This window comes from Streptomyces sp. BBFR25, assembly GCF_044590125.1.
Classification (GTDB): Bacteria; Actinomycetota; Actinomycetes; order Streptomycetales; family Streptomycetaceae; genus Streptomyces; species Streptomyces canus_D.
On the sequence record NZ_CP172447.1, the window covers coordinates 1,939,781 to 1,964,296 of the forward strand.

Consider the following 24,516-nt stretch of genomic DNA (forward strand, 5'->3'; position numbering starts at 1 on the left):
TGGACCGACCAGTGTACGTCGTGCGGGACGCGAACGCCTGATGTGGCCAGTGGAGCGGGTACGCAGCCGCTAGCGGGCGTTGAAGTACTTCGCCTCCGGGTGGTGGATGACGATGGCGTCGGTGGACTGCTCGGGGTGGAGCTGGAACTCCTCGGACAGGTGGACGCCGATGCGCTCCGGCTCCAGCAGGGCCGCGATCTTGGCGCGGTCCTCCAGGTCGGGGCAGGCGCCGTAGCCGAGGGAGAAGCGGGCGCCCCGGTACTTCAGGGCGAACATGTCCTCCATGTCGGCCGGGTCCTCCCCGGCGAAGCCGAGTTCGGAGCGCACGCGCGCGTGCCAGTACTCGGCGAGGGCCTCGGCGAGCTGGACGGACAGGCCGTGCAGTTCGAGGTAGTCGCGGTAGGCGTTGGCCTCGAACATCCGGGCGGTCTCCTCGCCGATCCGGGAGCCGACGGTGACGACCTGGAAGCCGACGACGTCGATCTCACCGGACTCCTCCGGGCGGAAGAAGTCGGCCAGGCACAGCCGCCGGCCCCGGCGCTGGCGGGGGAAGGTGAAGCGGGTGCGTTCGTTGCCGTCGTCGTCGAGGACGATCAGGTCGTCGTCCTTGGAGACGCAGGGGAAGTAGCCGTAGACCACGGCCGCCTCCAGCAGGTTCTCCGTCTGGAGCCGGTCGAGCAGGCCGCGCAGCCGCGGGCGGCCCTCGGACTCGACCAGTTCCTCGTACGAGGGTCCCTCGCCGGTGCGGGCCTGCTTGAGGCCCCACTGGCCCTTGAAGAGGGCGCCCTCGTCGAGCCAGGAGGCGTACTCCTTGAGCTGGATGCCCTTGACGACGCGGGTGCCGCGGAAGGGGGGCTCGGGGACCGGGTTGTCGGTGGCGACGTCGGAGCGGACGTGGCCCTCTTCGGGGCGCTCGTCGATCTCCACGGTGGCGGCCCGCACCCGGCGCTGCTTCAGCTCGGGCAGCTTGGCGCCGGGCACGCCGCGCTTGATGCCGATCAGCGCGTCCATCAGGCGCAGGCCCTCGAAGGCGTCGCGGGCGTAGCGGACCTCGCCGTCGTAGACCTCGTGGAGGTCCTGTTCGACGTAGGCCCTGGTGAGGGCGGCGCCGCCGAGGATGACCGGGTAGTCGGCGGCCAGTCCCCGCTGGTTCAGCTCCTCCAGGTTCTCCTTCATGATCACCGTGGACTTGACGAGGAGGCCGGACATGCCGATGACGTCGGCCCGGTGCTCGTCGGCGGCCTCCAGGATCGCGGAGACGGGCTGCTTGATGCCGAGGTTGACGACGGTGTAGCCGTTGTTGGACAGGATGATGTCGACGAGGTTCTTGCCGATGTCGTGGACGTCGCCGCGGACGGTGGCCAGCACGATGGTGCCCTTGCCGTCGTCGTCGGTCTTCTCCATGTGCGGTTCCAGGTGGGCCACCGCGGTCTTCATGACCTCGGCGGACTGGAGCACGAACGGCAGCTGCATCTGGCCGGAGCCGAACAGTTCGCCGACGACCTTCATGCCGTCGAGCAGGGTCTCGTTGACGATGTCGAGCGCCGGACGCTCTTGGAGCGCCTCGTCCAGGTCCTGCTCCAGGCCGTTCTTCTCGCCGTCGATGATGCGGCGCTTGAGGCGCTCCTCCAGCGGGAGGGCGGCCAGTTCCTCGCTCTTGGAGGCCCTCAGCGACTTGGCGGTGGCGCCCTCGAAGAGGGCCATCAGCTTCTGCAGCGGGTCGTAGCCCTCGCGGCGGCGGTCGTAGATCAGGTCGAGGGCGGTGGTGACCTGCTCCTCGTCGAAGCGGGCGATCGGCAGGATCTTGCTCGCGTGCACGATCGCCGAGTCCAGGCCCGCCTTGACGCATTCGTCGAGGAAGACGGAGTTGAGCAGGATGCGGGCGGCCGGGTTGAGGCCGAAGGAGATGTTCGACAGGCCGAGCGTGGTCTGCACGTCCGGGTGGCGCCGCTTCAGCTCGCGGATGCCCTCGATGGTGGCCAGGCCGTCCTTGCGGGACTCCTCCTGACCGGTGCAGATGGTGAAGGTCAGGCAGTCGACGAGGATGTCGGACTCGTGGATGCCCCAGTTGCCGGTGAGGTCGTCGATCAGCCGTTCGGCGATCTCGACCTTCTTCTCGGCGGTGCGGGCCTGCCCCTCCTCGTCGATGGTCAGCGCGATCAGCGCGGCGCCGTGCTCCCGGGCCAGCTTGGTGACGCGTGCGAAGCGGGACTCGGGGCCGGCGCCGTCCTCGTAGTTGACGGAGTTGATCACCGCACGGCCGCCGAGCTTCTCCAGGCCGGCCCGGATGACGTCGACCTCGGTGGAGTCCAGCACGATCGGCAGCGTGGAGGCGGTGGCGAACCGGCCGGCCAGTTCCTCCATGTCGGCGACGCCGTCCCGGCCGACGTAGTCGACGCACAGGTCGAGCATGTGCGCGCCTTCGCGGATCTGGTCGCGGGCCATCTCGACGCAGTCGTCCCAGCGGCCGTCCAGCATGGCCTCGCGGAACTTCTTCGAGCCGTTGGCGTTGGTGCGCTCGCCGATGGCCAGGTAGGAGGTGTCCTGGCGGAAGGGCACGGTCTGGTAGAGCGAGGCGGCGCCGGGCTCGGGGCGCGGGTGGCGCTCGGTGGGGGCGGTGTCCCGGACCCGCTCGACGACCTGGCGCAGGTGCTCGGGGGTGGTGCCGCAGCAGCCGCCGATCAGGGACAGGCCGTACTCGCGGACGAAGGTCTCCTGCGCGTCGGCCAGCTCGGGCGCGGTCAGCGGGTAGTGGGCGCCGTCCTTGCCGAGGACGGGCAGACCGGCGTTGGGCATGCAGGACAGCGGGATCCGGGAGTGGCGGGCGAGGTAGCGCAGGTGCTCGCTCATCTCGGCCGGGCCGGTGGCGCAGTTCAGGCCGATCATGTCGATGCCGAGGGGTTCCAGCGCGGTGAGCGCGGCGCCGATCTCGGAGCCCAGGAGCATGGTGCCGGTGGTCTCGACGGTCACGGACACGATGACCGGGACGTCCAGGCCGAGGGCGTCCAGGGCGCGCCGGGCGCCGAGCACGGAGGCCTTGGTCTGGAGCAGGTCCTGTGTGGTCTCCACGAGCAGCGCGTCGGCGCCGCCGGCGATCAGGCCCTCGGCGTTGCGCTGGTAGGCGTCGCGCAGCACGGTGTACGGGGCGTGGCCGAGGGTGGGGAGCTTGGTGCCGGGGCCCATGGAGCCGAGGACCCAGCGCTGCCGGCCGTCGCGGGCGGCGAAGTCGTCGGCGACCTCGCGGGCGACGCGGGCACCGGCCTCGGACAGCTCGTGGACGCGTTCGGGGATGTCGTACTCGCCGAGGGCGGAGTGGTTGGCGCCGAAGGTGTTGGTCTCGACGCAATCGACGCCGGCCGCGAAGTACTCCTCGTGCACCGAGCGGACGATGTCGGGCCGGGTGAGGTTCAGGACCTCGTTGCACCCCTCCAGCTGCTGGAAGTCGTCCAGCGTCGGGTTCTGCGCCTGGAGCATGGTGCCCATGGCGCCGTCGGCGACCACCACGCGGGTGGCGAGGGCCTCTCGGAGGGCGGACACGCGGGCGCGGGTGTCGGCGGGCGGGGTGGATGGCGACGAGGCCATGAAGGGGCTCCCTAGGATGCGACGGCTGTCGGCTTTGCGTCTGCCCGGTGCCGTCCGCCGTGGACGCCCCCGGGAGAACGCACGCCGCCAGGGTAGCCGGGACCGGGGGCTGATGGTCAGGGCGTCCACGAGACGGACGAGGATGGCGGGCGAAGAGCGGCCGAACGGATGAGCCTCACCTCCCGGAACCGCACCGGACGTCCACACCGCGCGGGCCACCACCGTCGCGGCGGTGCGTCCCGCGGACGTCCGCGGGCACCGTGCGGTGGCCGAAGTGCAACAGTTGCCCGCCGACCATTAGCGAGAGGTCGGCATCGACCGGTAGTGTTCGGCATTGCCGAACGACGTCAGCGACGCCGAGGTCGGCAGTCGAAGGGGACGGAGGCAGTACGTCGATGGCACGGAACATCCAGTCGCTCGAGCGGGCGGCCGCGATGCTGCGCCTGCTCGCGGGCGGCGAGCGGCGGCTCGGCCTGTCGGACATCGCCTCGTCGCTGGGTCTGGCCAAAGGCACCGCGCACGGCATCCTGCGCACCCTCCAGCAGGAGGGCTTCGTCGAGCAGGACGACGCCTCCGGGCGCTATCAGCTGGGCGCCGAGCTGCTGCGTCTGGGCACGACCTATCTGGACGTGCACGAGCTGCGGGCCCGCGCCCTGGTGTGGACGGACGACCTGGCCCGCTCCAGCGGCGAGAGCGTCCACCTCGGGGTCCTGCACCAGCAGGGCGTCCTGATCGTGCACCACGTCTTCCGGCCCGACGACAGCCGGCAGGTCCTGGAGATCGGGGCCATGCAGCCGCTGCACTCCACGGCGCTGGGCAAGGTGCTGTCGGCGTACGACCCGGTCGCACACAGCGAGGCCCTGGAGGCCGACCGCAAGTCGTTCACGGACCGCACGGTCTGCGAGCCGGACAGCTTCGAGCACGTCCTGGACATCACCCGCGCGCGCGGGTACGCCGCCGACGTCGAGGAGACCTGGGAGGGCATCGCCTCCATCGCCGCCCCCATCCACGACCGCAGGCGCATGCCGGTCGGCGCGGTCGGCATCACGGGGGCCGTGGAGCGGCTGTGCCGGGAGGGCGAGCTGCGGCCCGAACTGGTCGCGGCGGTACGGGACTGCGCCCGCGCGGTGTCGCGCGATCTGGGCGCCGGGCGGTTCTAGAGCGCACGCGAGGGGGGCGCGGACACGCGCATACGGGGCCGGGACACGAGAGTGTTCCGGCCTTTCGCGTTGCCACGGGCGACGTCCCCGCGGGAACGGCCGACCGGAGATCGATAGCCCGCGACGATCAATAACGATCGTGCTTTCGATAACACAGCTCTTGACGCGCGCGTGGCGCCGAACGAGACTCGCGTCCATCGGTCGGCATTGTCGAACACCTACCGGCAATACGCGTTAGAATGTGACAGTGCCAAGGGCCGCCATCGCTCTCATACCGAGGGCGCCGGAACACCCGGAGGGACCCGGGGGTTCGGCTTCCCCTGGACGAAGGACAAAGGAGTCGCGGGTGTCCAGCTCCGACATCTTCATCGGCGAGACCATCGGTACCGCCATACTCATCCTGCTCGGCGGCGGCGTGTGTGCCGCCGTGACGCTCAAGGCCTCCAAGGCGCGCAACGCCGGCTGGGTCGCCATCGCCCTCGGGTGGGGCTTCGCCGTCATGACGGCGGCCTACATCTCGGGGCCGCTCTCCGGAGCCCACCTGAACCCGGCCGTGACGATCGGCATCGCGATCAAGGACGGCGACTGGAGCAACACGCCGACCTACTTCGCCGGCCAGATCCTCGGCGCCATGATCGGCGCGGTCCTGGTCTGGATCGCCTACTACGGCCAGTTCCAGGCCCACCTCACCGACCGGGAGATCGTCGGCGATCCCCTCGCGCAGGACAAGACGGCCAAGTCCGTCGAGGCGCAGGAGAAGGGCGCCGGCCCCGTCCTGGGCGTCTTCTCCACCGGTCCGGAGATCCGGCACACGGTCCAGAACCTCGCCACCGAGATCATCGGCACCTTCGTCCTGCTCCTCGCCATCCTCACCCAGGGCCTCAACGACGAGGGCAACGGCCTGGGCGTCCTGGGCGCCCTGATCACCGGGTTCGTGGTGGTCTCCATCGGTCTGTCGCTCGGCGGCCCGACGGGATACGCGATCAACCCGGTCCGCGACCTCGGCCCGCGCATCGTGCACGCCCTGCTGCCGCTGCCCAACAAGGGCGGCTCCGACTGGTCCTACGCCTGGATCCCGGTCGTCGGTCCGCTGATCGGCGGTGCGATCGCCGGAGGTGTCTACAACGTCGCGTTTGCCTGAGCGGGCCCCCGCTCGGCGATCATCGAGCCGCAGACCACGCGCCGTACGCACCGGCCACCCACCACGGAACCCCAGGAGCACACAGTGACCGACGCCCACACCGCAGGGCCCTTCATCGCCGCCATCGACCAGGGCACGACCTCCTCGCGCTGCATCGTCTTCGACCGCGACGGGCGCATCGTCTCCGTCGACCAGAAGGAGCACGAGCAGATCTTCCCCAAGCCGGGCTGGGTCGAGCACGACGCCACCGAGATCTGGACCAACGTCCAGGAGGTCGTCGCCTCAGCCGTCGAGAAGGCCGGCATCACCCGCGACGACATCAAGGCCATCGGCATCACCAACCAGCGCGAGACCACCCTCGTCTGGGACAAGAACACCGGTGAGCCCGTCCACAACGCCATCGTCTGGCAGGACACCCGCACCGACGCCCTGTGCAAGGAACTCGGCCGCAACGTCGGCCAGGACCGCTTCCGCCGCGAGACCGGCCTCCCCCTCGCCTCCTACTTCGCCGGTCCCAAGGCCCGCTGGCTGCTCGACAACGTCGACGGCCTGCGCGAGCGCGCCGAGGCGGGCGACCTGCTCTTCGGCACCATGGACACCTGGGTCATCTGGAACCTCACCGGCGGTGTGAACGGCGGCAAGCACGTCACCGACGTCACCAACGCCTCCCGCACCATGCTGATGAACCTGCACACCATGGCGTGGGACCCGAAGATCGCCGAGTCCATCGGCGTCCCGATGCAGATGCTCCCCGAGATCCGCTCCTCCGCCGAGGTCTACGGCGAGATCACCGGCGGCCGCCTCGGCGAACTGCTGGGCGGCATCCCGGTCGCCTCCGCGCTCGGCGACCAGCAGGCGGCCCTGTTCGGCCAGACCTGCTTCTCCGAGGGCGAGACCAAGTCGACGTACGGCACCGGCACCTTCATGGTGATGAACACCGGTGACAAGCTCATCAACTCCTACTCGGGCTTGCTGACCACCGTCGGCTACAAGATCGGCGACCAGGACACGGTCTACGCCCTGGAGGGCTCGATCGCCGTCACCGGTTCGCTGGTGCAGTGGATGCGCGACCAGATGGGCCTGATCTCCACCGCCGCCGAGATCGAGACCCTGGCGATGCAGGTCGAGGACAACGGCGGCGCCTACTTCGTGCCGGCCTTCTCCGGCCTGTTCGCCCCGTACTGGCGCTCCGACGCCCGCGGTGTGATCGCCGGTCTCACCCGCTACGTCACCAAGGCGCACCTCGCGCGCGCCGTCCTGGAGGCCACCGCCTGGCAGACCCGCGAGATCGCGGACGCCATGACGAAGGACTCCGGGGTTGAGCTGACCGCCCTCAAGGTCGACGGCGGCATGACCTCCAACAACCTGCTGATGCAGACCCTCGCCGACTTCGTGGACGCCCCCGTGGTGCGCCCGATGGTCGCCGAGACCACCTGCCTCGGCGCCGCCTACGCCGCCGGTCTCGCCGTCGGCTTCTGGAACAGCACCGACGACCTGCGCGCCAACTGGCGGCGGGCCGCCGAGTGGACCCCCCGCATGGACGCGGAGATCCGCGACCGTGAGTACAAGAGCTGGCTCAAGGCCGTCGAGCGGACCATGGGCTGGCTCGAGGACGAGGAGTAAGAACCACCATGACCACCCAGTCCACCCTGCAGTCCGTGCCTGCCCTGGGGACGCACCCGGCCTCCGGCTCCAACCCGAGCCGGGCCGAGACCCGGGAACAGCTCTCCAAGGCGTCGTACGACCTTCTCGTGATCGGCGGCGGCATCCTGGGCATCTCCACCGCCTGGCACGCCGCGCAGTCCGGCCTCAGGGTGGCCGTGGTCGACGCCGGCGACTTCGCCGGCGCCACCTCCTCCGCCTCCTCCAAGCTGCTCCACGGCGGCCTGCGCTACCTGCAGACCGGCGCGGTGAAGCTGGTGGCGGAGAACCACTTCGAACGCCGTGCGGTCTCCCGCCAGGTGGCCCCCCACCTGGCGAACCCGCTCACCTTCTACCTCCCCGTGTACAAGGGCGGCCCGCACGGCGCGGCGAAGCTCGGGGCCGGTGTCTTCGCGTACTCGGCGCTGTCCGCCTTCGGCGACGGCGTCGGCCACCTGCTCTCCCCGGCCAAGGCCGCGCAGGACGTGCCGGAGCTGCGCACCGACAACCTCAAGGCCGTGGCCGTGTACGGCGACGACCAGATGAACGACGCCCGCATGGCCCTGATGACCGTCCGCGCGGCGGTCGAGTCCGGCGCGGTGGTCCTCAACCACGCGGAGGTCACCGGTCTGCGCTTCACCAACGGCCGGGTGACCGGCGCCGAGCTGAAGGACCGGCTGTCGGGCGACGAGTTCGGGGTGAACGCCCGCCTGGTGCTCAACGCCACCGGCCCCTGGGTCGACCACCTGCGCCGCATGGAGGACCCCGCCGCGGCGCCGTCGATCCGGCTCTCCAAGGGCGCGCACCTGGTGCTCAAGCGCACCGCGCCGTGGAAGGCCGCGCTGGCCACCCCGATCGACAAATACCGGATCACCTTCGCCCTCCCCTGGGAGGACATGCTGCTGCTCGGCACGACCGACGAGGAGTTCGAGGGCGACCCCGGGGACGTGGCGGTCAACGACAAGGACATAGCCCAGATCCTCGACGAGGCCGCGTTCTCCATCCGCGACCAGCAGCTCGACCGGGACCTGATCACGTACTCGTTCGCGGGGCTCCGCGTGCTGCCGGGCGGTCCCGGCGACACCGCGAAGGCCAAGCGCGAGACGGTCGTCACCGAGGGGCGGGGCGGCATGCTGTCCGTCGCGGGCGGCAAGTGGACCACCTTCCGCCACATCGGCCGTACGGTGATGAAGAAGCTGGAGGCGCTGCCGGGCCACCCGCTGGGCAACGACTTCGAGCCGATCGCGTCGCTGCCGAAGAAGCTGCCGCTGCCCGGCGTCGCCAACCCGCGCGCGGTCGCCCACCGGCTTCTGGTGGACGGCTCGGCGCCCGGCCCGCGCATGGCGGCGGACACCGCCAGGCACCTGGCGACGCACTACGGTTCGCTCGCCTTCGACATCGCCCGGCTCGCCAACGAGAGCCCGGAGCTGGGGCAGCGCGTGCACCCGGACGCCCCCGAGATCTGGGCGCAGGTCGTGTGGGCGCGGGACAACGAGTGGGCCGAGACGGCGGACGACGTGCTGCGCCGCCGTACGACGCTGACGATCCGCGGCCTGGCCACGGACGACGTCCGCGCGCAGGTCCAGGACGTGCTCGACAAGAAGTAGGCCCGCGCTTCGGCACCGGGCCGCGGGTGTCCGGACCCCGGGGACGGGGCAGTGATCCGTTCACTGCCCCGTACAAGGGGGCTGCGGGCGGCCCCTCGACACGCCGTAAGGTTGGGGGGTACGCGAGGGCACGTCGGAAGGAGGCGCTGGGTGATCGAGCTCGAGGGGGTTCCCGAGCTGGTCGACCCGGTCATGGTGGCCGCGTTCGAGGGCTGGAACGATGCCGGTGACGCCGCCTCCACCGCGGTCGCGCATCTCGACAGGGAGTGGAAGGGCGAGGTGTTCGCGGCGCTGGACGCCGAGGACTACTACGACTTCCAGGTCAACCGTCCCACGGTGTTCATGGAGGACGGCGTACGCAAGATCACCTGGCCGACGACCAGGCTGTCGGTGGTCCGCGTCGGTGGCGACAAGCCGCGCGACCTCGTTCTCGTCCGTGGCATCGAACCGTCCATGCGCTGGCGTTCGTTCTGCAACGAGCTGCTCGGTTTCGCCCATGAGCTGGGCGTCGAGCTGGTGGTCGTCCTGGGCGCTCTGCTGGGCGACACGCCGCACACCCGTCCGGTGCCGATCAGCGGGACCACGTCGGACGCCGATCTGGCCCGGCGCATGGACCTGGAGGAGACCAAGTACGAGGGGCCCACGGGCATCGTCGGCATCCTCCAGGAGGCGTGCACGCACGCGGGCGTGCCGGCCGTGTCGCTGTGGGCGGCGGTGCCGCACTACGTGTCGCAGCCGCCGAACCCGAAGGCCACGCTGGCCCTGCTGAACCGGCTGGAGGACCTGATCGGCGTGCGGGTCCCGCTGGGCGAGCTGCCCGAGGACGCGCGGGCCTGGCAGGTGGGCGTGGACCAGCTGGCCGCGGAGGACACCGAGGTCGCGGAGTACGTGCAGTCGCTGGAGGAGGCCCGGGACACGGCGGAGCTGCCGGAGGCGTCGGGCGAGGCGATCGCGCGGGAGTTCGAGCGGTATCTGCGGCGGCGGGACGGTGCGGGGCCGGGGCCGGGCGGTCATGCCACGGCGGACGGCGGCGAGGGGCCGACCGGGACGCCGTTCCTGCGGGAGAACCCGAGTGGACGGACGCGGCCGCCGAAGCCGCCGAAGGCGGGCGGGGACGACGAGGAGTCGTCGGAGGACTGAGCGCAAGAACCTCGGAGGATGAGCGAAAGAACCGGGGGCCGCTTCTCAGGAAGCGGCCCCCGGTTCTTTCGTCCCTGCGCCTGTTTACAGCGCCACGCCCAGCAACGCGTCCACCGCGCGGGAGACGACGCCCGGGGCGCCCGTGTCCGTGCCGCCGGAGGTCTGCTGGAGGGCGGCCCAGCGGTCGACCGCTTCGAGGGCGGCCGGGGAGTCCAGGTCGTCCGCGAGGGCCTCGCGGATCTGCTCCACCACGGCCTCGGCGGGCGGGCCGTCGGGGCGGGAGACGGCGGCGCGCCAGCGGTCGAGGCGGGCGAGGGCGTCCTGAAGCACCTGGTCGGTCCACTCCCAGTCGGAGCGGTAGTGGTGGGCCAGCAGCGTGAGCCGGATGGCGGCCGGGTCGACGCCCTCGCGGCGCAGTTGCGACACGAAGACCAGGTTGCCCTTGGACTTGGACATCTTCTCGCCGTCGAGACCGACCATGCCGGCGTGTACGTACGCCTTGGCCATGGGGAACTCGCCGGTGAGGGCCTGGGCGTGCGAGGCGCCCATCTCGTGGTGCGGGAAGGCGAGGTCGGAGCCGCCGCCCTGGACGTCGAAGCCCATGCCGAGGTGGTCGAGGGCGATGGCGACGCACTCGATGTGCCAGCCGGGGCGTCCGCGGCCGAGCGTGCCGCCGTCCCAGCTGGGCTCGCCCTCGCGCGCGGCCATCCACAGCATCGGGTCGAGCGGGTTCTTCTTGCCCGGCCGGTCGGGGTCGCCGCCGCGCTCGGCGGAGAGCAGCCGCATCGCGGCGGCGTCGAGGTGGGAGACGCCGCCGAAGTGCGGGTCGGCCTCGACGGAGAAGTAGGTGTCGCCCTCCAGTTCGTAGGCCGCGCCGGCGTCGCGCAGCCGCTCGACGAGCGGGACGATGCCGGGTATGGCCTCGACGGCGCCTATGTAGTGCCGCGGCGGCAGCATCCGCAGCGCCGTCATGTCCTCGCGGAAGAGGGCGGTCTCCTGCTCGGCGAGGGCGGTCCAGTCGACCCCGTCGCGCACGGCCCGCTCCAGGAGCGGGTCGTCGACGTCGGTGACGTTCTGGACGTAGTGGACCTGCCGCTTGGTGTCGAGCCACACGCGCTGCACGAGGTCGAACGCGTTGTAGGTCGCCGCGTGCCCCATGTGGGTGGCGTCGTACGGTGTGATGCCGCAGACGTAGATACGGGCGACGGGACCGGGGTCGAGGGTGACGAGGCCGCCGGTCGCGGTGTCGTGGATCCTCAGGTCGCGGCCCTGACCAGGCAGGGCGGGGACCTCGGAAGCGGGCCAGGCATGCATGTCATGAGCCTAACCGGACGGATGTTCCGTACACGAACCGGACCGGGCCGGATGGCCGGTAAAGCGCTCTTGCGCGACACCGGCCCGCGTGCGGGCGGGGCGGCTACACGGGCGGCCAGGGGATGGCCGGCCAGTCGCCGCTCGGTTCGGGGTGCTTCCCGGTGGCCAGCAGGGCGTCGACCCGCGCGCGCGTGGCGTCGAGTTCGGTGTCGGTGATGAGCGCGGCGAGCCGGATGGCCAGGGTGCCGCCGTCCTTCAGTGCCTGTCTGAGGGCGTCGAGCACCGCCAGGGCCTCCTCGGTGAGCGGGTCGCCCGCCCAGCCCCACAGGAGGGTGCGGAGCTTGTTCTCGGCATTGAAGGTGACCCCGTGGTCGATGCCGTACAGCCGCTCCCCCGCCGCGGGCAGCAGGTGGCCGCCCTTGCGGTCGGCGTTGTTGATCACGGCGTCGAGCACGGCGAGGCGGCGCAGCCGTGCGTCGTCGGCGTGGACGAGCAGCGCGGTGCGCCCCTCGCCGACCTCGGCGAGGGCGATGCCCTTCCAGCCGGGGCCGGGTTCCTCCTCGTCCACCAGGGCGAGCAGTTCCGTCTCCGGCACGGTCTCGATCCACAGCTGGACCATGCCCTCGCCGTACGGGCCGTCGCGCAGCACGGTGGGCGGGACCAGGCCCCAGCCGGTGGCCTCGGAGACCTCGTAGGCGGCGACCTCGCGCTGGGCGAGGGTGCCGTCGGGGAAGTCCCACAGCGGGCGCTCACCGGCGACCGGCTTGTACACGCAGGCCGCCTCGCGTCCCTCGTGCGTCACCGTGCAGTACAGCGCCGCGTTGGACGCGTCACGGATGCGTCCGCGTACGGTCAGTTCGCCCAGGGCGAGCAGTTCGGCCGCCGCCGCGTCGGTGGTCACGCTCCGCGGCGGTATCCGTTCTGGCGCGGACATACGTGTCCTTCCGGGTCGAGCGGGAGGCTGCACAGCGGGCACGGCGGCCGCCCGGCGTTGACGACGTCGAGGGCGCGCTTGGCGAAGGCCCTGGCCTGCGCGCCGGTGAGGCGGACCCGGAGCATCGGCGGGCCGTTCTCCTCGTCCTGGAGGAGCCGCTCCTCGGCCTCCGCCAGGTCCTCCTCGGACTCGGCGTCCAGCTCCACGAGGGCCTGCGCCTCGACGATCATGCGCTGGTCCTCGCCGTCCCAGGCGAGCGCCATGGTGCCGACCCGGAACTCCTCCTCGACGGGGGTGTCCAGCGGCGCGGTGTCGGCGGGCCCGGTGGGCGCGGTGGCGGGGACGACGGTGCTGCCGCCGCTGCGCCGTACGACTTCGTCCAGGAGCTCGTCCATGCGCTCGGCGAGGGCGGCGACCTGGGTCTTCTCCAGGGCCACGCTGGTCACCCGGGAGCCGGCGGAGGCCTGGAGGAAGAACGTACGGCGCCCGGGCAGCCCGACCGTACCGGCCACGAAACGTTCCGGTTGGTCGTAGAGGAACACCTGACGGGACACGTCCTGTCTCCATGGAGGTCGGGGAAAGCGGAAGATCGGGATCGGGGGCACTGCCGCGACCGGTTCACCCTACTGCGGCGGACGATCACGGTGCGCCCGCACCACCCCCGACCGGGGCCTCGTCACCGGACGGCTCCTCGCGCGGGGCCAGGGAGGCGAAGTCGCCGGTGTCGCCGAGGCGGACGAGGAAGGGGCGCAGCCGGGTGTAGCGGATCGCGGTGACGGAGCAGGGTTCGACGGAGATCCGCTGGAAGAGGTCGAGGTGGAGGCCGAGTGCCTCGGCGACGAGGGACTTGATGATGTCGCCGTGGGAGCACATGAGGTAGACGGCGTCGGAGCCGTGGTCGCGCTCCACGCGCGCGTTCCACTCGCGTACCGCCTCGGCGGCGCGGGTCTGCATGGCGCGCATGGACTCGCCGCCGGGGAAGGCCGCGGCGGAGGGGTGCGCCTGCACGACCTCCATCAGGGGCTCGTCCTTGAGTTCGGCGAGCTTGCGGCCGGACCAGTCGCCGTAGTGGCACTCCCCGATCCGTTCGTCGGTGTGGGCCCGCAGGCCGGGCCGGGCGTCGAGCAGCGGCCGGAGGGTCTCCTGGCAGCGCTGCAGCGGGCTGGTGACGATCTCGGAGAGTGGCAGGCCGGCGAGCCGCCCGGGGAGCGCGGCGGCCTGTGCGGCGCCGCGTTCGTCGAGGGCGACGCCGGGTGTCCAGCCGGCGAGCAGTCCCTCGGTGTTGGCGGTGGAACGTCCGTGCCTAACCAGGATCAGCGTGGGCATGCGGCCAGGGTAGGCGTACGGCGCGGTACAGGGGCGCCGGGGCGAGGGGAGAATGGGTTCGGTGATCGTCGACTGTGCCATCTACCGGGACGGGCACCGCACGGACGGGCCCGAGGACTTCTCCGACGCGCTCGGTGAGGCGCGGCAAGCGGGCGGTTTCGTCTGGATCGGTCTGCATGAGCCGACGGAGAAGGAGTTCGAGCTGGTCAGCCAGGAGTTCGGGCTGCATCCGCTGGCGGTGGAGGATGCCCTCAAGGCGCATCAGCGGCCCAAGCTGGAGGTGTACGACGACTCGCTCTTCGTCGTCCTCAAGCCGGTGGTGTACGAGCCGGACAGCGACGCCGTCTCCACCGGCGAGCTGATGATCTTCCTGGGCGACTCCTTCGCGGTCGTCGTCCGGCACGGCGAGGGCTCGCCGCTGAAGGCCGTACGGCGGCGTCTGGAGCACGAACCGGAACTGCTCGGCAAGGGCCCCACCGCGGTGCTGTACGCGATCGCGGACGCCACCGTCGACCACTACCTGGACGTGGCGGTGGAGCTCCAGACCGACCTGGAGGAGCTGGAGGCGGAGGTCTTCTCGCCGGACGGCGGCGGCACCCGGCACACCGCGTCGCGGATCTACAACTTCAAGCGGCAGGTGCTGGAGTTCCGCCGGGCGACCGGTCCGCTCGCGCCGCCGCTGGCCCGGCTCGCGGGCACGGGGGCGTACGGCGGCGGCGTGCCGTTCGTGAACGACCGGGCACGGCCGTTCTTCCGGGACGTGAGCGACCACCTCACGCGCGTGAACGAGTCGGTGGAGAGCCTGGACCGGCTGGTGTCGGACATCCTGTCGGCGCATCTGGCGCAGACGAGCGTCCGGCAGAACGACGACATGCGGAAGATCTCCGCGTGGGCGGCGATGGCGGCGGTCCCCACGATGATCGCGGGGATCTACGGCATGAACTTCGACCACATGCCGGAGCTGCACTGGGTGTGGGGCTATCCGGCGGTGATCGCGTTGATGGCCGCCCTGGAGGTGCTGTTGTACCGGCAGTTCAAGCGCCGGGGCTGGCTGTAGGGACGGCCAGGTCCGGTCAGGCGACCTCGGGGGCCGCGGTGGCGGGTCCGCCGAGCGCGTCGCGCCGTTCGGGTGCCCGCAGCGTCACCATGCGGCGCCAGCCGGCCAGCCGCTCGGCGGCGTACACCGCGTGGATGCCCGCCGCGAGCAGTGCCGACCTGGCGCGGGACCAGCCGAGGAGGCGCCCCATGCGGGCCATCACGGCGAGGCTGACGTCGCGGTGGACGCGGATCTCGGCGTGCGCGCACTCGCGCAGGGTGCGCTGGATGTACTGGCCGTGTCCGGCGGCGGCGTAGCGCAGCAGTTCCTCGTGGGAGTAGGCGAGGTGGTTGTCCTCGTCGGCCGAGATCATCCGGACCGCCCGGCCCAGGTCGGGGTGGTCCGCGAAGCACTTGAGGAGCATCGCCATCTGCTCGGCCGCGCGCTGTTCGGTGACCCTGCTGTGGGCGAGGTAGGTGATGATGTCCCGCACGGCCAGGGGCTGGTCGGCCTTGAGCTTCTCGTGGGCGAGGCCGATGCCGTGCCGCTCCAGGAGCATCGTGTAGTCGGTCTCGGGCGGTACCTCGACGGGCTCGAGGCCGCGCTTCTTCAGCAGGGCGTTGAAGATCCGGCCGTGCTTGTCCTCGTCCGCGCCGTGCCGGGTGATCTTGGGGGCGAGGGCGCGCTCGCTCTCCGGCACCAGCGCCGCGATGCGCGCGTTCTCCCAGCCGCCCTGGGACTCGCCGCTGGCCGCGATGGAGCAGAAGAGACGGAACGACTCGTCGTTGTCGACGATCTCCTGGAAAAGGCTCTTGGCCGAAAGCATCGGGGGCACCTCTCTGCCGCTGCGTGGTCCGCAGGTTCCGCACACTCCGCCATGCACGAGTCAAGTGCGGGAGAGGGGGCGCGGCAACAGGTGCGGCGCGCAACTCCGCCGAAAGAGGGACGGCCGGGGACGCGGGAAGGCGTAACCCCGCGCGCGTGGGCGCGTTGTTCCCCGTGACGGCCGTGGCGGGGAAGACCCCCGAGCCCCCACCACGGCCGCAGAAACTTATCTCGTCGGTACTACGCCAGTCCGGCGTGCTCCAGGGCTTCGGTGCCCGCGCGGAGGGCCGCGAGCCGCTCGTCCAGGGTGAAGCCCGCGGGGGCGAGGGTCAGGGTGGTGACGCCGGCCGCGGCGTAGGCCTTCATCCGGTCCGCGATGCGGTCGACGGAGCCCAGCAGGGTCGTCTGGTCGATCAGCTCGTGGGGTACGGCCTCGGCGGCGCCCTGCTTGTCGCCGGACAGGTACTTGTCCTGGATCTCGGCGGCCTCCCGCTCGTAGCCCATGCGCTGGGCGAGCTGGTTGTAGAAGTTCTGCTTGCGGCTGCCCATGCCGCCGACGTAGAGGGCGGTGTAGGGGCGGAAGGTGTCGGCGAGGGTGGTGACGTCCTTGTCGTCGCCGAGGGCGAGCGGCAGGGTCGGGCAGACGTCGAAGCCGTCGAGGGTCTTGCCGGCCTTCTCCCGTCCGGCGCGCAGGTGCTTGACGGCGGTCTCCTCCAGGTGGTCGGCGGAGGGGAAGATGAGCAGGGCGCCGTCGGCGATCTCGCCGGTCTGCTCCAGGTTCTTCGGGCCGATCGCGGCGATGTACAGCGGAATGTGCTCGCGCTGGGGGTGCACGGTGAGCTTGATCGGCTTGCCGGGGCCGCCGGGCAGCGGCAGCGTCCAGTGCTGCCCCTCGTAGGACAGCCGCTCCCGGGTCATCGCCCTGCGCACGATCTCCACGTACTCGCGGGTGCGGGCGAGCGGCTTGTCGAACTTGACGCCGTACCAGCCCTCGGAGACCTGCGGTCCCGACACGCCGAGGCCGAGGCGGAAGCGGCCCTTGGACAGGGAGTCCAGGGTGGCGGCGGTCATCGCGGTCATCGCGGGCTGGCGGGCCGGGATCTGGAAGATGGCCGAGCCCACGTCGATGCGCTCGGTCTGGGCGGCGACCCAGGTCAGCACGGTGGCCGCGTCGGAGCCGTAGGCCTCGGCGGCCCAGCACACGGCGTAGCCGAGCCGGTCGGCCTCCTGGGCGACGGCCAGGTTGTCCGCGTCCATTCCGGCACCCCAGTAGCCGAGGTTGATCCCGAGCTGCATGGCCGATTCCCCTTACCGATCAGTAACGTGGCTGGTGCCCCCGACCTTAGCGCGCGGAAATCGGTTGTCCACAGGCCCCCACAGGGCAAGCGGTGGCCAGTAATGTCGGCGTTCATGGAGCAGAGGCATCTCGGCCGCACCGGCCTGCGCGTGTCCCGCATCGGTCTAGGCACCCTGACCTGGGGCCGGGACACGGACGAGCATGACGCCGCGGACCTCTTGAAGACCTTCTGGGAAGCGGGCGGGACGCTCGTCGACACCGCGGACGTGTACGGCGACGGCGAGTCGGAGTATCTGCTCGGCCGCATCATGGAGGGCCTGGTGCCGCGCCGGGACCTGGTGATCTCGACGAAGGCCGGCAGCGTTCCGGATCCCGACCGCCGGTTCGACGGTTCGCGCGCCCATCTGCTCTCCGCGCTGGACGCCTCGCTGGCCCGCCTCGGCACGGACCACGTCGACGTGTGGCACCTGCACGCCTTCGACCCGCACACGCCGCTGGAGGAGACGCTGCACGCCCTCGACGTGGCGGTCAGCAGCGGCCGGGCGCGGTACGCGGGGGTCTCCAACTTCTGCGGCTGGCAGCTGGCCAAGGCGGCGACCTGGCAGCTGGCGGCGCCCGGTGTCCGCAACCGGCTGGCGAGCACCCAGATGGAGTACTCGCTGCTCCAGCGGGGCGTGGAGCGGGAGGTGCTGCCGGCCGCCCTGGACCTGGGCATCGGGCTGCTGCCCTCCTCCCCGCTGGGCCGCGGGGTGCTCACCGGCAAGTACCGCAAGGACGCGACGCCGCCGGACTCGCGGGGCGCCTCGGACCATCTGGCCCCGTTCGTCGAGCCCTACCTCGACGACACGGCCGGGCACATCGTGGACGCGGTGGCGACGGCCGCGGACGGGCTCGCGGTGACCCCGCTCCAGGTGGCGCTGGCCTGGGTCCGCGACCGGCCCGGGGTGGTCGCCCCGATCATCGGCCCGCGCAACGCGCAGCAGCTCACGGCGGCGTTGTCAGTGGAGACCCTTAGTCTTCCTGACGAGATCTGCCGGGCGCTCGACGACGTGTCGGCGCCCGTGCACCGTTATCCCGATCACGACTGGAGCACGCTGTGAGCACGGAGCCCGAGCCCGCCACCGAGGACGCCACGGACGCCGTGGACACCGGGTCGGAGACCCCGGGCACCGCGGAGACGGCCGGGGCCGCCTCCGAAGCGCGCCCGGGCGGCGAGACCGCCGGGGACGGGGGCGAGGCGGCCGCGCAGGTGTCCGAGGGCGAGGCCGAGCTGGCCGCGCAGCGGATCGAGCGGGAGCGGATCGAGCGGCGGAAGGCGGAGAAGCAGGCGCCGATCGACGCGGGCGGCAAGCTCAGCGGCACGGCGGCCGATCTGCTGGCCGCCGTACGCGCCGTGGAGAGCGGGGAGAAGCCGGCGGCCGCGGTCTTCGGCGCCCCCGAGCCCGCGCGCCGTCCCGCGCCGGAGCCGGTACGCCCGCCCCGCCCGGCGCCCGCCGAGCGCGCCACCGCACCCGCGGGACCCGCGGGACCGGCGCCGGAGACCGTGCAGTCGGTCGGGCGCGTGCTGGCGGAGGGCGGCGCCCCCGAGGCGCTCGCGCCGCAGACCGCCGCGCTCCTCGGTGAGGGCGCGGCGGACGCGCTGCGCGCGGACCCCTGGCAGTTGCTCCGGGTCGGTGGAGTGCGGCCGGAGCAGGCCGACGGGTTCGCCCGCGCACTGCTCGGCGCGGAGTGCGGCCCGGACGACGAGCGGCGCGGCCGTGCGGTCACCGTGTGGCTCCTGGAGCAGGCGGCCCTGGCCGGGCACACCGCGCTGGAGCTGCCGCGGCTGACCGCCACGCTGGCCCAGCGGGGCGTCCCCGACCCCGACGCGGCCGTGCAGAGCACGCTCGCCGAGGGCGAGGCACTCGCCTTCCAGGACGCCCTGGACGAGCCCGGCGCCCGTCCGGAGGGCACGGACGGCGAGGGCGCGGAGGGCGAGGAGCGCCCGGTCCGGGTGCTGATCGGCCTGGAGCGGTACGCGCTCGCCGAGGAGAGCCTCGCCGACGGGCTGGCCCGGCTGGTCAACTCGGCGCCCAAGCAGGACGGCTCCGCGGCGGACTGGGAGCAGGCGGCCGCCTCCGCGCAGGGCTCCGCGGGCGAGCTGATCCGTGCCGTCGCGGCCCACGGGCTGGTCCTGCACACCGGGGGTGAGGCGTCCCTGGCCGAGCCCGCCGCCCTACTGCACGCGGCGCGCGCGCTGGGCCTGCGGGCCTGGGCCGCCGCGCCCGGTCCGCTCGGCCGCGACCGCTTCGCCGCCCTGCTGGGCGCTCCGCCGGCCGAGCCGCCCTCCTCGGGACCGGCCGATCCCGCCGTGGTCACCGTGGCCGGGCTGCTGACCGGCGCCGAGGGGCCGGGGCGGGACGCCGACGGGGCGCTGGACCTCGACCTGCTCGTCGTGCTCGACGCGCCGCAGCTCGACGTCGAGGCGGGCGCGCTGCTCGCGGAGTCGCTGCCGGACGGGGCCCGGCTGGTGCTCGCCGGGGACCCGGCGGTGCTCTGGTCCTTGGGCCCCGGGCGGGTCTTCGCCGACCTGCTGGCGGCACGGGCCTGCCCCCAGGTCGCCTCGCGGCGCCCGGACCCCGGCCCGCTCGGCGAGCTGGTCTCCGGCATCGGCATCGGCGAGCTGAGCCAGGTGGAGGCACCCGGCAAGGAGGTCGTGATCGTGCCGGTGCGGGACGCGGGCGAGGCCGTGCACCGCACCGTCCAGCTCGTGGCGGACTCGGTGCCGCGCGCGATCGGCGTCCCGGCCGAGGAGACCCAGGTGATCACGCCGGGCCACGGCGGTGCCGCGGGCACCCGGGCGCTCAACGCGGCGCTGAAGGAACGCCTCAACCCCGGCCCCGGCCGCTTCGGCGGTTTCGACCCCGGCGACCGGGTCGTCCACACCCCCGCGCCGGGCCGGGTGCTGCCGGGCCGGGTGGTCACGGCCGACGCCGACGGTCTGCACCTGTCGTGCGCGGGCGAGACCGTGGTCGTGCCCAGGGACCGGGTGGCGGGCTCCGTACGGCACGGCTGGGCGCTGACCGCCCACCAGGCGCTGGGCGGTCGCTGGCCCGCGGTGGTCGTGGTGCTGCCCGGCGACGCCGTGCAGGCCCTCAGCCGCCCCTGGATCTACACGGCGTTCGGCCGGGCCGCCCGGCACCTGTCCGTGGTGCACGGCGTGGAGCAGGCCCTCCCCCACACGGTGGCGGAGACCCCGGCCAAGCCCCGCACAACCCGCCTGCCGACCCTGCTGGCCCCCCAGATCCCCACCACCGACTGACCCCGGGCACCCACTCCCGTCCCCGGCGCGAGCCCGCCGGGGCCACAGGGGTGGGCCGACAAGGCCCGCACCGACACCAGGCTCTTCGGAGGCCCCCAAGGCCCGCCGTGCAGGCACCCCGGCCCCGGCCGCCAACCGACCACGGGCACCCGGCTCCGTCACCCGACGCGGGCAGGGCCGGGCCACCGCCGGGGGACAGCAGCGCTCGTGCCGACACACCGGGCCCGACGGAAGCCACCGATGCCCCGCCCTGCGGGCGCCCCGTACCCCCGGCTGCCAACCGATCACAGGCGCCCGGCCCCGTCACCCGACGCGACCCTCCTGGGCCACCACCGGGACCGCACGCACCACGCCGAAGCCCGGCCCGGCGGAGGCCACCGATGCCGCGCCCGCGGGCACTGCTGACACCTGTCCGGACCGGGCGGGGCAGGGGTGGTCAGCGGTCGGCCTCCAGTCGGGTGGGGGTTTCGTCCTCGTCGAGGTCCGTGTCGAGGTCCTCGTCCAGCTCCGCGAGGTCGGCCTCGCCGTCCTCGTCGTCGCCGTCGTCGAACTCCTCGTCGAAGACCGCGCTGACGTCGAAACGGCAGACCACCCGCTGCGGGTCGGCCTGTTCGAACGGGGCCTCCAGCCACTCGCCGGGTTCGGCGCTCTCGTCCGCGGCCGTCACCCAGAGCGTGGAGTCGCCCTCCTCGAGACCGAACTCCTTGTGCCGGGAGGCGATCTCGTCCGGCTCGAACTCGCCGAAGAGGAGACCGAGGGCCCCGTGCACCGTGCCGGAGGTCTCCGCGCCCGACCCCTCCTCGTCCGCCGCCTCGACCCGCCGGGCCTGGGCCATCAGCCGCTGCGGCTCGGCCACGGCGTAGTCGCGGCGGATCAGGACGCTCAGCGCGCTGGGTTCCTCGGGGCCCGTGTACGGCGGCAGCGTGTCCTCGCCGGGGATCTCGAAGGGAGTGACCTCGTCGTACCGGTCGTAGAGCAGTTCGTCGTACGCCTCCGCGGCCGCGGCCAGCTCGTTGAACGCGTCGTAGACGGCCGGGTCTTCCTCTCCCGACCGGCGTTCGACCGCGGCCAGGTGGCGGTCGAGCGCGGTCTTGACCGCCTCAGCGGCGGCGCGTACCTCGGCAGCGGTGGGCTGCGCAGCATCAGACATAGTGCAGACGCTATCCGTACCGGGCCCCAGCCCGCACAATAGATTCGATGCCGGAATACGAATTTGTCGATGTGTACCTACCGCGCGGGGTCACCCGCAAGGAGGCGACACGTCAGCTGACGGACCATGCCGAGTACGGACACTGGGAGTTGTACCGCCTGACCCTGCTGCGCGACGGCAGCCGCAAGGTGCGGTTGCGGCGGCGGATCATCCGTCAGGTACGCGCCACCTGGTGAGGGAGGTAGACGCGGAGCGGGCCCCGCCGGTGCGGAGCCCGCCGCGTGCGCCGGTGCGCCCACATCACGCCGAGGCGCGCGCCTTGCGGTAGAGCACCGTGCCCGCGAGCAGCGCGCCGGCACCCACCGGCAGGGCGAGGCCCAGCGGCAGGTCGCTGCCGGTCTCGGCGAGCGCCACGTCGCCACGGGGCTGGTCGACGGTCTGGGTGCCCTGCTCGTTGCGGTCCGTGGAGTCGCCCGGCGTTTCGTCCTCCGGACCGGACGGCTTGTCCGGAGTGTCGGGGTTGTCCGGCTTCTCCGGAGGCGTCTCGTGGTCCCCGGGCGGCGGCGTCGGGTGATCCCCGCCTCCGCCCCCGTTCTCGCAGTCGTTGCCGAAGGCCGGGTTGAGGACCCCGACGACGTCGATGCTGTTGCCGCACACGTTCACCGGCACGTCGATCGGCACCTCGACGTGGTTGCCGGAGCCGACGCCCGGCGAGTCCGACGCGTGGCCGCCCGCGTGCGAGCCCCCGGGCGAGCCGCCGGGCGACCCGTTCTGGCTCCCGGAGTCGCCGTATCCGCCCGAGTCGCCGTGCTCCTGGGAGGCACCGCCACCCTTGTTGGCGCACGAGTTGCCCATCGCCGGGTTGAGGACGCCGACCACGTCCACCGTGTTGCCGCAGACGTTCACCGGCACGTGTACCGGGGCCTGCACCGTGTTGCCGGAGAGTACGCCGGGCGAACCCGAACTCGAACCGTGCGCGCCCGAGTCCGCGTGGGCGGCGCCGCCCGCGGCGGCGATCACGCCGGTGGCCGCCGCCATCGTCATCAGGCCCTTGCGGGTGACCTGTCGCATTTCCTGAATCCCTGCCTTGTCCTGGTCCCGTGGTACCGAGAATGCCGAGAGTGCCGGAACTCCGGCGTCGCCGTCATGCCCACGCCTCGAATGTCCCCCGAAAGGCCGTCGGCCCCGGAGCGCATGGCGTGCGCTCCGGGGCCGACGGAATCAGACCCTCACGGGGCGAGGCACAACGTCACTTGTTGACGCAGACGTTGCCGAAGGCGGGGTTCAGCAGACCGATCACGGAGATCGTGTTGCCGCAGACGTTCACCGGCACGTGCACGGGAACCTGAACGACGTTGCCGGAAAGGACGCCGGGCGAGTGCACGGCGGCACCCTGCGCACCGGAGTCGGCGACAGCCATGCCCGCGCCCGCGAGAACCAGACCACCGGTGGCAGCCGCGGCGGCGACGACCTTCTTGAACATTGTTCCTCCTAGTTGGCAAACGCGATCCCAAAATTGCCGATCGCATCACCTGTAACGAGGAGGGAGTAATGAGGCTACGAGCTTATGAGCGCATTCACTCGCCCCGGTCACCTCCCGTACGCACGGGCGAATTCAGGACGCGTCGATGAAGCGGTCGAGCACCCGCACACCGAACTGGAGTCCCTCCACCGGCACCCGCTCGTCCACGCCGTGGAACATGCCCGCGAAGTCCAGCTCCGGCGGCAGCTTGAGCGGCGCGAAGCCGAAGCCGCGGATGCCGAGTTCGTCGAAGGACTTGGCGTCCGTGCCGCCGGAGAGCATGTAGGGCACCGCCTTCGCGGCCGGGTCCTCGGCCACCAGCGCGGACTGCATCGCGTCGACGAGTGCTCCGTCGAACGTCGTCTCGACGGCCTTGTTGGCGTGCACGTCCTCGCGCCGCACGTGCGGTCCGAGGATCCGGTCGACGTCGGCGAGGAACTCCTCCTCGTACCCGGGCAGGAAGCGCCCGTCGACGTGCGCGGTGGCCTCGCCGGGGATGACGTTGACCTTGTAACCCGCGCCCAGCTGGGTCGGGTTGGCGGTGTTGCTCAGGGTCGCGCCGATGAGCTTGGCGATGCCGCCGAGCTTGGCGAGCGTGCCCTCCATGTTCTCCGGGTCCAGTTCGGTGCCGAGCGCGTCGCCGAGTTCGTCGAGGAAGGCCCGGGTGGTCTTGGTGACCCGGACCGGGAACTTGTGCCGGCCCAGACGCGCGACGGCCTCCGACAATTCGGTGATGGCGTTGTCGCGGTGGATCATCGACCCGTGCCCCGCGGTGCCGGCCACCGTCAGCTTCATCCAGTGGATGCCCTTCTCGGCCGTCTGGATCAGGTACAGGCGGCGCTGCTCGTTCACGGTGAAGGAGAAGCCGCCCACCTCGCTGATCGCCTCGGTGACGCCCTCGAAGAGGTCGGGGTGGTGGTCCACGAGGTGACGGGCGCCGTAGGTGCCGCCGGCCTCCTCGTCGGCGAGGAACGCCAGCACGATGTCCCGCGGGGGCTTGCGCCCGCTGCGCAGCCGGTCGCGGACGACCGCGAGGGTCATCGCGTCCATGTCCTTCATGTCGACGGCGCCGCGCCCCCACACGCAGCCGTCGGCGACCTCCCCGGAGAAGGGGTGGTGGGTCCAGTCGTCCGCGTTGGCCGGGACGACGTCGGTGTGGCCGTGGATGAGCAGCGCGGGCCGGGACGGGTCCTCGCCCTCGATCCGGGCCACCGTGGAAGCGCGTCCGGGGTGTGACTCGAAGATCTTCGGTTCGAGTCCCACCTCGGCGAGCTTCTCGGCGACGTACTCGGCGGCCTTGCGCTCGCCCGGCCCCGAGTGGTCGCCGTAGTTGCTGGTGTCGATCCGGATCAGCTCGCGGCAGAGGTCGACGACCTCGTCCTCGCCGGTGACGCTCCTGGCCGTGCCCGAGTCGCTCACGTGGTTCCTCCCGCTGTCACTGCCGATGTCAGTGCCGATGTCACTGCTGGTGGGTCCCCCTCATCCTCCTCCCTGGGCCGTCCGGACCCAAGGAGGGGGTGATCGGCCACCCCGGAAAGCC

The 24,516-nt window shown here is 72.1% G+C and carries 20 protein-coding genes; 9 read left to right on the forward strand and 11 right to left on the reverse strand.

Translation table 11 applies throughout. The features are described 5' to 3' along the window. Window positions 1-69: 69 nt before the first annotated feature. Entirely contained in the window at window positions 70-3,582 is a 3,513-nt protein-coding gene (metH, locus tag ACGH52_RS08760) for a methionine synthase (RefSeq protein ID WP_121701876.1), read from the reverse strand. A gap of 395 nt (window positions 3,583-3,977) precedes the next feature. Here metH and ACGH52_RS08765 point away from each other — a divergent pair, with 395 nt between their 5' ends. The 5 genes from ACGH52_RS08765 (at window position 3,978) to parJ (ending at window position 10,271) form a co-directional block, all read left to right on the forward strand. After that, entirely contained in the window at window positions 3,978-4,742 is a 765-nt protein-coding gene (locus ACGH52_RS08765; RefSeq protein WP_059299674.1) for an IclR family transcriptional regulator, read from the forward strand. A 346-nt stretch (window positions 4,743-5,088) separates the two neighbouring features. After that, complete coding sequence (locus ACGH52_RS08770; protein WP_076973589.1) at window positions 5,089-5,883, forward strand: MIP/aquaporin family protein; 795 nt, start codon at window positions 5,089-5,091, stop codon at window positions 5,881-5,883. 84 nt (window positions 5,884-5,967) lie between these two features. Next, the gene (glpK, locus tag ACGH52_RS08775) at window positions 5,968-7,506 is read left to right on the forward strand and encodes a glycerol kinase GlpK (RefSeq protein ID WP_076973590.1); all 1,539 of its coding nucleotides are present in this window, start codon (window positions 5,968-5,970) and stop codon (window positions 7,504-7,506) included. An 8-nt stretch (window positions 7,507-7,514) separates the two neighbouring features. Further along, complete coding sequence (locus tag ACGH52_RS08780) at window positions 7,515-9,131, forward strand: glycerol-3-phosphate dehydrogenase/oxidase (RefSeq protein ID WP_210976744.1); 1,617 nt, start codon at window positions 7,515-7,517, stop codon at window positions 9,129-9,131. Window positions 9,132-9,281: 150 nt separating this feature from the next. Then, window positions 9,282-10,271, forward strand: a complete 990-nt coding sequence (parJ, locus tag ACGH52_RS08785) for a filament polymerization regulator ParJ (protein WP_076973592.1) — start codon at window positions 9,282-9,284, stop codon at window positions 10,269-10,271. Between the two features lie 84 nt (window positions 10,272-10,355). Here the strand turns inward: parJ and mshC are convergent, their stop codons facing one another. From mshC to ACGH52_RS08805, 4 genes are all read right to left on the reverse strand, one after another. Further along, window positions 10,356-11,585, reverse strand: coding sequence for a cysteine--1-D-myo-inosityl 2-amino-2-deoxy-alpha-D-glucopyranoside ligase (gene mshC / locus ACGH52_RS08790; protein WP_210976745.1), 1,230 nt, complete (start codon window positions 11,583-11,585; stop codon window positions 10,356-10,358). A 103-nt stretch (window positions 11,586-11,688) separates the two neighbouring features. After that, on the reverse strand, window positions 11,689-12,519 hold the full coding sequence (locus ACGH52_RS08795; RefSeq protein WP_171987075.1) for an SCO1664 family protein: 831 nt from the start codon (window positions 12,517-12,519) through the stop codon (window positions 11,689-11,691). Then, the gene (locus ACGH52_RS08800) at window positions 12,483-13,073 is read right to left on the reverse strand and encodes a DUF3090 domain-containing protein (protein ID WP_003977160.1); all 591 of its coding nucleotides are present in this window, start codon (window positions 13,071-13,073) and stop codon (window positions 12,483-12,485) included. The genes ACGH52_RS08795 and ACGH52_RS08800 overlap by 37 nt, the downstream gene beginning before the upstream one ends. An 85-nt stretch (window positions 13,074-13,158) precedes the next feature. Further along, window positions 13,159-13,845, reverse strand: a complete 687-nt coding sequence (locus tag ACGH52_RS08805) for a histidine phosphatase family protein (RefSeq protein ID WP_210976746.1) — start codon at window positions 13,843-13,845, stop codon at window positions 13,159-13,161. Between the two features lie 61 nt (window positions 13,846-13,906). On the opposite strand from ACGH52_RS08805, the gene corA reads away from it, so the two are divergent. Then, window positions 13,907-14,902 (forward strand): magnesium/cobalt transporter CorA, encoded by a 996-nt coding sequence (gene corA / locus ACGH52_RS08810; RefSeq protein ID WP_059299790.1) that lies wholly within the window; start codon window positions 13,907-13,909, stop codon window positions 14,900-14,902. 16 nt (window positions 14,903-14,918) lie between these two features. On the opposite strand, the gene ACGH52_RS08815 is transcribed toward corA, so the two are convergent. Together ACGH52_RS08815 and ACGH52_RS08820 are read right to left on the reverse strand one after the other, a co-directional pair. After that, window positions 14,919-15,707: a ferritin-like domain-containing protein gene (locus tag ACGH52_RS08815; protein ID WP_210976747.1), complete on the reverse strand. Its 789-nt coding sequence runs from the start codon at window positions 15,705-15,707 to the stop codon at window positions 14,919-14,921. 239 nt (window positions 15,708-15,946) lie between these two features. Then, a complete protein-coding gene (locus ACGH52_RS08820; protein ID WP_076973598.1) occupies window positions 15,947-17,002 on the reverse strand; it encodes an LLM class F420-dependent oxidoreductase in 1,056 nt (351 codons plus the stop codon). Window positions 17,003-17,116: 114 nt separating this feature from the next. Here ACGH52_RS08820 and ACGH52_RS08825 point away from each other — a divergent pair, with 114 nt between their 5' ends. Both ACGH52_RS08825 and ACGH52_RS08830 read left to right on the forward strand, forming a co-directional pair. After that, a complete protein-coding gene (locus ACGH52_RS08825) occupies window positions 17,117-18,103 on the forward strand; it encodes an aldo/keto reductase (protein ID WP_076973696.1) in 987 nt (328 codons plus the stop codon). Next, window positions 18,100-20,304, forward strand: coding sequence for a helix-hairpin-helix domain-containing protein (locus ACGH52_RS08830; protein ID WP_399938479.1), 2,205 nt, complete (start codon window positions 18,100-18,102; stop codon window positions 20,302-20,304). The genes ACGH52_RS08825 and ACGH52_RS08830 overlap by 4 nt, the downstream gene beginning before the upstream one ends. A gap of 436 nt (window positions 20,305-20,740) precedes the next feature. Here the strand turns inward: ACGH52_RS08830 and ACGH52_RS08835 are convergent, their stop codons facing one another. Beyond that, entirely contained in the window at window positions 20,741-21,454 is a 714-nt protein-coding gene (locus tag ACGH52_RS08835) for a hypothetical protein (RefSeq protein WP_399938481.1), read from the reverse strand. Window positions 21,455-21,501: 47 nt separating this feature from the next. Here ACGH52_RS08835 and ACGH52_RS08840 point away from each other — a divergent pair, with 47 nt between their 5' ends. Then, window positions 21,502-21,690, forward strand: coding sequence for a DUF5703 family protein (locus ACGH52_RS08840; protein WP_007388288.1), 189 nt, complete (start codon window positions 21,502-21,504; stop codon window positions 21,688-21,690). A gap of 64 nt (window positions 21,691-21,754) precedes the next feature. Here the strand turns inward: ACGH52_RS08840 and ACGH52_RS08845 are convergent, their stop codons facing one another. The 3 genes from ACGH52_RS08845 to ACGH52_RS08855 all read right to left on the reverse strand — a co-directional run bounded on the left by ACGH52_RS08845 (window position 21,755) and on the right by ACGH52_RS08855 (window position 24,395). Beyond that, complete coding sequence (locus ACGH52_RS08845; RefSeq protein ID WP_399938483.1) at window positions 21,755-22,525, reverse strand: chaplin family protein; 771 nt, start codon at window positions 22,523-22,525, stop codon at window positions 21,755-21,757. Window positions 22,526-22,703: 178 nt separating this feature from the next. Next, the gene (gene chpH, locus ACGH52_RS08850) at window positions 22,704-22,937 is read right to left on the reverse strand and encodes a chaplin ChpH (RefSeq protein ID WP_059299687.1); all 234 of its coding nucleotides are present in this window, start codon (window positions 22,935-22,937) and stop codon (window positions 22,704-22,706) included. Window positions 22,938-23,069: 132 nt separating this feature from the next. Continuing rightward, complete coding sequence (locus ACGH52_RS08855) at window positions 23,070-24,395, reverse strand: M20/M25/M40 family metallo-hydrolase (protein WP_076973602.1); 1,326 nt, start codon at window positions 24,393-24,395, stop codon at window positions 23,070-23,072. Window positions 24,396-24,516: the final 121 nt, after the last annotated feature.

Bases quoted from the DNA above. Each gene is read 5' to 3' on its own strand.
- metH (WP_121701876.1), bottom strand. From the start codon at position 3,582: ATGGCCTCGTCGCCATCCACCCCGCCCGCCGACACCCGCGCCCGCGTG.
- ACGH52_RS08765 (WP_059299674.1), top strand. From the start codon at position 3,978: ATGGCACGGAACATCCAGTCGCTCGAGCGGGCGGCCGCGATGCTGCGC.
- ACGH52_RS08780 (WP_210976744.1), top strand. From the start codon at position 7,515: ATGACCACCCAGTCCACCCTGCAGTCCGTGCCTGCCCTGGGGACGCAC.
- mshC (WP_210976745.1), bottom strand. From the start codon at position 11,585: ATGCATGCCTGGCCCGCTTCCGAGGTCCCCGCCCTGCCTGGTCAGGGC.
- ACGH52_RS08795 (WP_171987075.1), bottom strand. From the start codon at position 12,519: ATGTCCGCGCCAGAACGGATACCGCCGCGGAGCGTGACCACCGACGCG.
- ACGH52_RS08805 (WP_210976746.1), bottom strand. From the start codon at position 13,845: ATGCCCACGCTGATCCTGGTTAGGCACGGACGTTCCACCGCCAACACC.
- ACGH52_RS08815 (WP_210976747.1), bottom strand. From the start codon at position 15,707: ATGCTTTCGGCCAAGAGCCTTTTCCAGGAGATCGTCGACAACGACGAG.
- ACGH52_RS08820 (WP_076973598.1), bottom strand. From the start codon at position 17,002: ATGCAGCTCGGGATCAACCTCGGCTACTGGGGTGCCGGAATGGACGCG.
- ACGH52_RS08825 (WP_076973696.1), top strand. From the start codon at position 17,117: ATGGAGCAGAGGCATCTCGGCCGCACCGGCCTGCGCGTGTCCCGCATC.
- ACGH52_RS08835 (WP_399938481.1), bottom strand. From the start codon at position 21,454: ATGTCTGATGCTGCGCAGCCCACCGCTGCCGAGGTACGCGCCGCCGCT.
- ACGH52_RS08840 (WP_007388288.1), top strand. From the start codon at position 21,502: ATGCCGGAATACGAATTTGTCGATGTGTACCTACCGCGCGGGGTCACC.
- ACGH52_RS08845 (WP_399938483.1), bottom strand. From the start codon at position 22,525: ATGCGACAGGTCACCCGCAAGGGCCTGATGACGATGGCGGCGGCCACC.
- chpH (WP_059299687.1), bottom strand. From the start codon at position 22,937: ATGTTCAAGAAGGTCGTCGCCGCCGCGGCTGCCACCGGTGGTCTGGTT.